This is a genomic window from Fibrobacter sp. UWR3 (assembly GCF_900143055.1).
In the GTDB taxonomy this organism is placed as follows: domain Bacteria; phylum Fibrobacterota; class Fibrobacteria; order Fibrobacterales; family Fibrobacteraceae; genus Fibrobacter.
Map to the genome: position 1 here is coordinate 183847 of NZ_FRCW01000008.1, position 7958 is coordinate 191804.

General features: G+C 54.1%; 11 protein-coding genes. 4 read left to right on the top strand and 7 right to left on the bottom strand.

Annotation, left to right across the window (positions count from 1 at the left end; all coding sequences use genetic code 11):
- Positions 1-4 precede the first annotated feature (4 nt).
- From BUA44_RS11565 to BUA44_RS11580, 4 genes are all read right to left on the bottom strand, one after another.
- A complete protein-coding gene (locus tag BUA44_RS11565) occupies positions 5-865 on the bottom strand; it encodes a YdcF family protein (RefSeq protein ID WP_143151972.1) in 861 nt (286 codons plus the stop codon).
- An 11-nt stretch (positions 866-876) separates the two neighbouring features.
- Complete coding sequence (locus BUA44_RS11570; RefSeq protein WP_072812165.1) at positions 877-1365, bottom strand: GNAT family N-acetyltransferase; 489 nt, start codon at positions 1363-1365, stop codon at positions 877-879.
- Positions 1366-1391: 26 nt separating this feature from the next.
- Positions 1392-2129 (bottom strand): tRNA (adenosine(37)-N6)-threonylcarbamoyltransferase complex dimerization subunit type 1 TsaB, encoded by a 738-nt coding sequence (gene tsaB / locus BUA44_RS11575; RefSeq protein ID WP_072812167.1) that lies wholly within the window; start codon positions 2127-2129, stop codon positions 1392-1394.
- A 77-nt stretch (positions 2130-2206) separates the two neighbouring features.
- Entirely contained in the window at positions 2207-3241 is a 1035-nt protein-coding gene (locus BUA44_RS11580; protein WP_072812169.1) for a D-alanine--D-alanine ligase family protein, read from the bottom strand.
- Between the two features lie 151 nt (positions 3242-3392).
- Here BUA44_RS11580 and BUA44_RS11585 point away from each other — a divergent pair, with 151 nt between their 5' ends.
- The 4 genes from BUA44_RS11585 to BUA44_RS11600 are packed head-to-tail and all read left to right on the top strand — an operon-like array spanning position 3393 to position 6495.
- The gene (locus BUA44_RS11585; RefSeq protein WP_072812171.1) at positions 3393-3761 is read left to right on the top strand and encodes a hypothetical protein; all 369 of its coding nucleotides are present in this window, start codon (positions 3393-3395) and stop codon (positions 3759-3761) included.
- A gap of 24 nt (positions 3762-3785) precedes the next feature.
- Positions 3786-4928 (top strand): tRNA guanosine(34) transglycosylase Tgt, encoded by a 1143-nt coding sequence (gene tgt / locus BUA44_RS11590; RefSeq protein ID WP_072812173.1) that lies wholly within the window; start codon positions 3786-3788, stop codon positions 4926-4928.
- A 40-nt stretch (positions 4929-4968) separates the two neighbouring features.
- The gene (locus tag BUA44_RS11595) at positions 4969-5970 is read left to right on the top strand and encodes a DUF2156 domain-containing protein (protein WP_072812175.1); all 1002 of its coding nucleotides are present in this window, start codon (positions 4969-4971) and stop codon (positions 5968-5970) included.
- A gap of 33 nt (positions 5971-6003) precedes the next feature.
- Complete coding sequence (locus BUA44_RS11600; protein ID WP_072812177.1) at positions 6004-6495, top strand: hypothetical protein; 492 nt, start codon at positions 6004-6006, stop codon at positions 6493-6495.
- On the opposite strand, the gene BUA44_RS11605 is transcribed toward BUA44_RS11600, so the two are convergent.
- From BUA44_RS11605 to BUA44_RS16000, 3 genes are all read right to left on the bottom strand, one after another.
- The gene (locus BUA44_RS11605) at positions 6478-7062 is read right to left on the bottom strand and encodes a flavodoxin family protein (protein WP_072812179.1); all 585 of its coding nucleotides are present in this window, start codon (positions 7060-7062) and stop codon (positions 6478-6480) included. The genes BUA44_RS11600 and BUA44_RS11605 overlap by 18 nt on opposite strands.
- 167 nt (positions 7063-7229) lie before the next feature.
- On the bottom strand, positions 7230-7538 hold the full coding sequence (locus tag BUA44_RS15090; RefSeq protein WP_072812181.1) for a DnaJ C-terminal domain-containing protein: 309 nt from the start codon (positions 7536-7538) through the stop codon (positions 7230-7232).
- Positions 7480-7692 carry a zinc finger domain-containing protein gene (locus BUA44_RS16000; RefSeq protein ID WP_369806416.1) on the bottom strand — a complete coding sequence of 71 codons (213 nt, stop codon included), beginning with the start codon at positions 7690-7692 and terminating at the stop codon, positions 7480-7482. Before BUA44_RS16000 ends, BUA44_RS15090 begins: the two co-directional genes overlap by 59 nt.
- Positions 7693-7958: the final 266 nt, after the last annotated feature.

Here is a 7958-nt window from a genome sequence, read left to right on the forward strand (position 1 = left end):
AAAGTTATTTTAAGTTGTTCGTGTTTGCCTGGGAACTAGAAGTAGCCTGGGCGGAATCGCCCGCAGGGGCAGGTACCGCAACAGTGTCGCGGGGGAGTTCCTTTTCAGGTTTTTCCTCGCTCTTTTGCAGGTTAAAGAGGTCAATGACGGGTTCATCCTTCTCCTCTTCGGCGATGGAACGAATTTTTGAGAAATACGTTGAATCGCTTTCCGACAAGGGATATGCACCGGCCAAGTCCAGATAAGAATGGGCCAGGGCAAACCATTCGCGCAGCCAGCTCTTGCGCGACTCGCGGTTGAAAATCCAGGCATCGGCGATATACTGCTGCTTGTAACCAATATCTGCGGTAACGTACACGGGACTATCACCCGAAAGCGTCTCGAAAATGCGCTTCGCCCTGCGGGTGGCCGGAGCCGCCGTAACCAGAAGGACCGTATCCGCCTTGTGTTTCTTGAGCCAGGGAATAATCGTGCACGCCTCGCTCAGCGTGGAAGGGTCGTCGTGCCGGACAAGGAAAATTGTGGCGGGGTTGAACTTGCCGAGGCGCATGAAGTCTTCGGCGTAAAAGTCCACGTTGCTCTTGTCGCGGTAGACGCGCCGCCCGAGGATAAGCACGGAATCGACTTTCCCTTGAGCCTTCAGGTCTGCCACGTAGTCATTCCTTTCCATGTTCGCGGATTGCCCGTCAAGAATCACTGCCCAGGTGGCGTGTTCGAACTCGTCATTGACCACGAGCCACTTGCCGCTCTTTTCCACAACGACATAGATGGCGGCCAACAAGCAAAATACCACGACTATAATCGCACCCAGAACCTTGCGGCTCCTTTTGCGCGTATTCTTGTCCTGCATCAGAATCTTAGTCACGAGTACATCCTTTATTTTGATTTCTGATAAAGTATTGCGTTTTCACCGTCGGCATAGTACTTCTTGCGCTCTGCGTATGGCTCGAAACCATGCTTCTCGTAGAAGCGGCGGGCTTTTGTATTGCCTTCGCGGACCTCGAGGAACATTTTATCGCCTTTTGCGAAATCGAGATGCGCAAGGCCCGCGTTCAATAGCGCCGTGCCGATTCCTGCGCGCTGGTGCGACGCGTTTGCGGCGATACTCAGAAGTTCGCTGTCCGGGCCCATCAGATGGAAGACGGCATAACCCAATATATCCTTGCTGTCATTCTGGAGGGGCGAAGCCCCGATAGAATCACGGGGATCTTCGTTAAACTGCGCTTCCTCGTAAACGACGCACAGGGCATAGTTCGCCGTGATTTCTGCAATAAACTGCCGCTCGTTCCAGTCCTGGAAGGCAAGCGCCTTCTGGATTTGAAGGACCTGCGGCAAGTCATCTATTTTCATTTCGCGAACGGGCATCGGCAAACCTTCCGCAAGCCCGCGGGCTATGATTTCAACTTTTCGAAATAGGACGGCTGAATGTAGTTCGCTTCCTGAATGAGCGACGGCTTTACGGTACTGAACAGCGGGGCCCACATGTCGAGAGGCTTGCCCGTATCGGGCGAAACACTTGCGCCAATCTCTGCAAAGACGGCCTTGAGCGCTTCGTCTTCCTGTGCGGGGGCGTCCGCGACAATCGCCTTAACTTTCGCGTTCTTGATGCGTTCGATAACCTCGGGCGTCTCGATGAAGAATTCCTCGCCGTTCAGCCTCATGTACCAGAACCCGGTGCGAGCGCGGATAACGACCGCAGTCTCGGCGCATTCCTTGCCCGCGACAGTACCAGCAGGCTTATTGCCCGCGGCATCGGTACACGCAGGCTTATTGTCCGCGGCATCGTGCGCAAAACATGCGAGCGCCTGCAGGGTCGTGACCCCGTAGAGTTCGCGCTTCCCGCTGAAGCAAAGCCCCTGGCAGAATGCCACTCCGGTCCTGAGCCCGCTGAAAGAGCCGGGCCCGAGCGTCACCATCACGCGCTTCACGTCATCGAGAGTCGCGCCCACGCGCGTGAGCAGCGTGTCGAGCGATTCCCCGAGAATTTCCCCGCGGGCCTCCGTGTTCACGATTTCCTCGTAAACGCGAGCGCTTGCATCCGTAGTTCGCGCATTCATAGGCTGGCCGCTGGTCGCAACCGCCATCGAGATGCCCTTCCGGGAAGTATCTACGTATAAGTCAATAGTCATTGGTCAATGGTCATTGGTTATTAGAATCGTCATCCTGAGGCCCTTCGACAAGCTCAGGGTAAACTCCGTCGAAGGATCTACCGCTTGATTGCGAGGCTCTTGTCGATAATCATGTCAATGAGCTGGCTGTAGGTAATGCCGTTGCAGGCCGCCTGAGCCGGGAGAATCGACGTGGGAGTCATGCCCGGGAGCGTGTTCGTCTCGATGGCGTAAATCTGGCCATCCTTCGCGATGCGCACGTCCGTGCGGCTGTAGCCTGCACCGCCGAGCGCGAAGTGAGCGTTCTTGGCGAGTTCCTGGATGCGGGCCGTGAGTTCGGCAGGGAATTCCGCGGGAGTCACTTCCTGACATTCACCGTTGTACTTCGCCTCGAAGTCGAAGTATTCACGGGTCGTCATGCGCATCTCGGTGGGCGGGAGCGGCTTTTCGCCTTCAATGTAGCCGCAGCTCGCTTCGCCGCCGGCAATAAACTTCTCGCAAAGCAGGCGGTTGGAATCCTTGAACAAGTCCTGCGCAATCTTGCCCGCTTCATCGAGATTCTTGGCAATGCCAATGCCGATGGAGGAGCCGCCCAGCGGATCCTTGATGACAAGCGGGAACCCGAGTTCGTCGGCGACGCTCACGAGCGTATCGCCCGTAAAGTCGTGCTTCCAGATGACGCGGTACGGCGGGGTCGGGATGCCGTTCGCGCGGTAGATTTCCTTGGACTTGATCTTGTCCATCGCAAGTGCCGAGGCAAGGAGCCCGCAACCCGTGTACGGGATGCCCCAGTTCTCGAGCAGGGCCTGGATGTGACCATCTTCGCCCCACTTGCCGTGCAGTGCCAAAAACGCGATGTCGGCAGCCGGGAGTTCGGAGAGGGCAGGGGACTTCTTGGTGCAGGCGGCCGTGCCTTCGAGGCTACGGAAGTAGTTGACCGAGAAATTGTCCTTCTGGTAGGGGGAAAGTTCGCGGGCGGACCAGTGCCAGGTGCCGTCCTTGTCAATCAAAACGGGGTGGATATTGTAGCGTTCCGGGTTCATGGCGCGGACAACACCGGTGCCACTCACTACAGAAACATCGTGCTCGGTGGACGGACCACCCATCAGGACCAATACGCGTAAGCGGGACATAAAAACCTCTTTGTGAATTATATGCTTTAATTATAGTAAAACGCCGGTACGAGGCCGACGCCAAAGAACCATATTTAGGATTGTTTATCGTGTTAAAAAATCGCTACATAATATGTAAAAATTTGTAGTTTATAAAGTAACGGTTGATACGATGAAAATCGAACGCAGAAAAGTCGAATGTGTGGGCGAGTTTAACCCCAGAACCAAGGCGAGGCTCGTCGCCCTTTTGGGGCTTTCTGCGGCATTGTCCGTTCCGGCGGAGCCTCAGGGTAGCGATGCTGTTATTCCTGCGCCCCCGACGGATTCAACAAACACGATCACGCAAGATTCTACCGTTTCTTTATCCAGTTCATCTGATTCGACCGATACTCAGAAAGTACCAGAAAATACCAATATGCGTTGGTTGTTTGATCCAGATGCACTTGCCGGCATTATGGAAGATTCTGACGAAGAAATTTCCCCTGAAAATTTTGTTCAGAATGCTATTGAATCCGCAATCGAGCGGAATGTAACGCGATGATTTTCAAGATTCTTTAAAAAAGGTATATCATTGAACGAAAACCCTTTTGAACTTCTGAAAAAGAGCGACCGCAGCAAGGCCCGCCGTGGTCGGCTCCACACGGCGCATGGCGTCGTGGAAACACCGATTTTTATGCCGGTGGGCACTCTTGCGAGCGTGAAGGGGCTTTCTTCGCGGGACCTGCGCGAAATGCAAGCGCAGATTATCCTCGCGAACACGTACCACCTGTACCTGCGCCCGGGCACGGAACTCGTGGCCAAGATGGGCGGCGTGCAGAAGTTCATGGGCTGGAACGGCCCGATGCTCACCGACAGCGGCGGATTCCAGGTCTGGAGCCTCAAGAATTTTCGCCACATTACCGAAGATGGCGTGGAATTCCATAGCCATCTGGACGGCTCGCGCCAGATGTTCACTCCGGAATCGGTGATGAAGGCCCAGCGCGAAATCGGGGCCGATATCATCATGGCCTTTGACGAATGCACGCCTTACCCGAGCACCGTCGAAGAGGCGTCTCAATCGCTCGACTACACGCTGGCCTGGACAAAGCGCGCGATGGATTGGCTACGCGAAAACCCACCTGTCCACGATTACCCGCAGTATTTCTTCGGAATTGTGCAGGGCGGCATGCACAAGGAACTCCGACAAAAATCCATCGATGCCCTCAAGGAAATCGCTCCCGACGGCTACGCGATGGGCGGCCTTTCCGTAGGCGAACCTGTAGAAACCATGTACGAAATCGCCGATTTCTGCACGAATTTGCTTCCTACCGACCGTGCCCGCTACGTGATGGGGGTGGGCACGCCCTGGAATCTGCTAGAACTTATCAAGCGCGGTGTCGACATGTTCGACTGCATTCTGCCTGCTAAGAACGCGCAGGACGGCCTTGTGTACACCAGCAGGGGTGTGCTCCGCTACAAGAACGCCAAGTTCGCCGATGACGACCGCCCGCTCGATCTGGAATGCGGCTGCCATTGCTGCCGGAACTACACCCGCGCCTACGTGCGCCACCTGTTCAAGACCAAGGAACCCCTCGGCTGGACGCTATCGACGTTGCATAACCTGCATTTCTACCTTCACCTGATGCAACAGGCTCGTGACCACATCGAGGCGGGCGATTTCGAGGACTGGTCTGCCGAAATTATTCCGCAACTCCAGCAGGAAGCTTAAATCCACACCTTAAGCCGTAAAAAATTGTATTTTCTAGAAGATGATAAACTTTAAGGCTCCAGAACTTTCAGACCGGGCGGCAGCGGCAAATGCCGTGGTCGATTCGGGCTATATCGGCAGTGACGCAAGCTTCGCGAACATTTTCCTGTTACGACAAAAGTACGGCACGCAGATTGCGTTGCAAGACGGGTTCCTGTTCCGCTACTACAACGGACTGGGGAGTCGCCGGGGCTATGCTTTTCCGCTCGGGTCGGGGGAGCCGCAAGCAGCTCTCGCACTTATTGTCGATGATGCCCGCGAATCGGGCCGCCCGCTGGAATTCTGCCTGGTGGATGAGCCGCGAGCACAAATTTTGCGGGAATATTTTAAGACGGCTGGGGCGAACGGCGCAGAACCGCCCCTCCATTTCGAAGAAAACCGCGGCGACAGCGACTACATCTATTCTGCCGAAAGCCTTGCCACCTTGGCCGGAAACCAGTACAAGAAAAAGCGCAACCACGTTTCCCGATTTAACAGGACTTACTCGGACTACGAAATCCGCCCGCTTACGCCGGAGAATTTTGCAGACGCGCTCACGGTCGAAAAGAGTTGGCTCAATATCGAAACCTTGGGCGAATCCAGCGATACCGATTGCGAATGCACCTGCGAATGTCGCGAAGCTGCCTGGGCGGAACGCTCCGAAGATGAGAAATCCAGACTCTCGGAATACTGCGCCATCCGTGAGGCTCTTGAACACTTTGATGCTCTCGGCATGAAAGGGGCGGTGCTCTATATTGGCGGAGTTCCCGCTGGCATGACGATGGCTTCAGAAATTTTGCCCGGCGTCTGGGACACGCATTTTGAAAAGGTTATCGACGAATATGCCGAAAATGGCGGTTATGCGATTATTAACAAACTATTTGCCGAGCGCCTCGTGGCTGCAGGTGCCCGCCTTATCAACCGCGAAGAAGACATCAACATCGAAGGCCTCCGCAAGGCAAAACTCTCGTACTACCCGCAGACTATATTAGACAAGTCCCACATCGTCATTCTGGAGGGGTGAAACCCCGATAGAATCCATAACATTTAAAGACAAATGCTATCCTCCATCCTCTCCAAACAATCCTGCGCCGCCTGCAAGTTCTGCTGCTCTTTCCGCAGGCAGAGCCTCTGGGAAACGCCGCTGTTCCCGCCCGAAGTCGTTGAAAAACTCAGCAAGCCTAACGAATACGGCGTGGTGGGGGAGTTTCGCGACGGTCAAATTGTTCTTGGCGGATACAAAACCGCCGACCCCGAAGAAGAAGTTCCCTGCTCCTTCCTCGACCCGCACAAAGGCTGCATCCTGAAGCCCGAAGACAAGCCCTTCGACTGTAGCATCTGGCCGCTGCGCATCATGAATAAAGACGGAAAACTCGTCATCGCGCTCACGCCCACCTGCCCGAGCGTCGGCGCAGTTCCAAGTCAGGCTCTCGTCAATCTCGTAAAAAACGGTCTCGGCGATAAAATTTTCGAATACGCCAAGACGCACCCGTACATTATCAAGGAATATCGCGAAGGCTTTCCGATTATTTTAATGCGAACCAAGTGACAAGGCAATCTTCTTGCATTTGGCAATTTCTTTGGGCGTAAGGCCTTTACTCTTGTGGGTTCCGCCTTTTTGAATCACACCTGCAATCTTGAATCCGCTCCAGCAAAGGATTTCCTTGAGGGCGCGGACAGTGCCCGCCGACTGCTTGAAAATCAGGTTAAATGGCCATTGGGTAGTGCATGTCGTCACAATGACAGCTTTCTTTCCTTTTAACAGTGGAATCGGGTAATCGCGTTCGCTGTGGTCCATCATGCCGTAAACCCAACGGTCGAAAAGCATTTTGAGTTGCCCGGTCATGTTGCCCCAGTAGCATGGCGAACCGACTACAAGAGCGTCGCATTCTTGCACCAGGCGCAGAATCCGTTTCGCATCGTCTTCCGGCATCACGCAATCGTGAGTGCTGCGACATTTCATGCAGCCGATACACGGGCGAAATTCCAGCTTGCAGACATCAATGATTGTTACTTCGGTGCCTTTTTCAAACAGGGTATCACCTATGATATTCAGCATCTGGCTGATGTTTCCGTCTTTGCGCGGACTCGCGTTCAAAATGACCACTTTTCTCATTGTGTCTCCATCCAAAAGAAACGTTCTTCTATAAAACTTTCCCCTGTTAAACACCCCAGAATCTAGAAAATGTCACTTAAAAGCAAAAAATCCCAGGCATTGCTGTCCGGGAGAATCTTTTTTGGGGATTTCGGGGCGACGCCCCGTCACTTCCTACTGTCTACTTCCTACTTGAAAAGATTCTTCATCTTCTCGAGGAAGCTTTCTTCCTGCGCGGTTTCCTTGTCGTGCCTGAGTTCCGCGAGTTTCTGGTAGAGTTCCTTCTCTTCGCGGCTCAAGTCCTTCGGGATTTCCACGCCGATGTTCACGTAGAGGCTTCCACGGTCGCCGCGCTTGTTCAGCGGGTACAGGCCCTGTTCGCGCAGGCGCAAGATGCTCCCGGCCTGAGTGCCGGCCGCAATCTTGATCTGCACTTCGCTACCGTCCAGCGTCGGGATTCGCTGCGTTCCGCCAAGCACCAGCTTGTGGACCGGCACCTTGGAATCTTGATGGAGATTTCTTCCGTTTCCTGCACACGACCTCGCCGCGGCAATGGCTACACGGATTCGCGATGACTTCGCCCATACCGTTACAGGTGGGGCAGGCGCTTTCGGAAACCATCTGGAAGAATCCGCCAGACACGCGGCGCATGCGCCCCGATTCCGTTCAAGTTGGATCGCACTCGCACATATGACATAAAGGGCCGCAGCCTGAAATCGCGCCCCAACTACGGCGTGTATTTCTAATTACCATTTTCTTAAATAAAAAAAAGAATTAGTAGTGGTCAGAGCGGCTTGCACGAACCATTTCTTTTCAAAATCAGGTCTATATGACAAAAAGGTACCTGAAAAACAGGTACTTTTTGATTATATGACATTTGGGTACCTGAAATCGTCCGCAAGCCTTTATCTACTTGG